Annotated in this window: 1 rRNA gene; it reads right to left on the minus strand. The window is 54.0% G+C overall.

The features are described from left to right. Positions 1–1,214, minus strand: a 23S ribosomal RNA gene (locus ABD106_RS14510); the annotation flags it as partial.

A 1,214-nucleotide genomic window follows, 5' to 3' on the forward strand; every position in this document is an offset into this window, starting at 1 on the left:
CACGACTTCGGTGATGTGCTTGAGCCCCGCTAAATTGTCGGCGCAGAATCACTTGACCAGTGAGCTATTACGCACTCTTTCAAGGGTGGCTGCTTCTAAGCCAACCTCCTGGTTGTCTAAGCAACTCCACATCCTTTTCCACTTAGCACATGCTTAGGGACCTTAGTCGGTGGTCTGGGTTGTTTCCCTCTCGACGATGAAGCTTATCCCCCACCGTCTCACTGCTGCGCTCTCACTTACCGGCATTCGGAGTTTGGCTGACGTCAGTAACCTTTTGGGGCCCATCGGCCATCCAGTAGCTCTACCTCCGGCAAGAAACACGCAACGCTGCACCTAAATGCATTTCGGAGAGAACCAGCTATCACGAAGTTTGATTGGCCTTTCACCCCTATCCACAGCTCATCCCCTCAGTTTTCAACCTAAGTGGGTTCGGTCCTCCACGAGGTCTTACCCTCGCTTCAACCTGGCCATGGATAGATCACTTCGCTTCGGGTCTAGGACATGCGACTGAATCGCCCTATTCAGACTCGCTTTCGCTACGGCTACCCCTCACGGGTTAACCTCGCCACATATCGCTAACTCGCAGGCTCATTCTTCAAAAGGCACGCTGTCACAGCTACTAAGGCTGCTCCAACGGTTTGTAAGCAAACGGTTTCAGGTACTATTTCACTCCCCTCCCGGGGTACTTTTCACCTTTCCCTCACGGTACTTGTCCGCTATCGGTCATCTGGGAGTATTTAGGCTTACCAGGTGGTCCTGGCAGATTCACACGGGATTTCTCGGGCCCCGTGCTACTTGGGATGAACTTCGCACCATCGCATGGTTTCGGCTACGGGATTGTCACCCTCTTCGATGGACCTTTCCAAGTCCTTCGCCTACCACGGTCTGTAATGCTTGCTGCTCGGCAGAGCAGCTGAAATGTCCCACAACCCCGATCGTGCAACTCCTGCCGGATATCACACACGATCGGTTTAGCCTCTTCCGCGTTCGCTCGCCACTACTTACGGAATCACTGTTGTTTTCTCTTCCTGTGGGTACTGAGATGTTTCACTTCCCCACGTTCCCTCTACCCGCCCTATATATTCAGGCGGGAGTCACTGGGTCGGCACGCCGCCCAGCGGGGTTTCCCCATTCGGAGATCCTCGGATCGAAGCTCGTTTATCAGCTCCCCGAGGCTTATCGCAGATTACTACGTCCTTCATCGGCTCCAGATG

The organism is Agrococcus citreus, assembly GCF_039527715.1.
Lineage (GTDB): Bacteria > Actinomycetota > Actinomycetes > Actinomycetales > Microbacteriaceae > Agrococcus > Agrococcus citreus.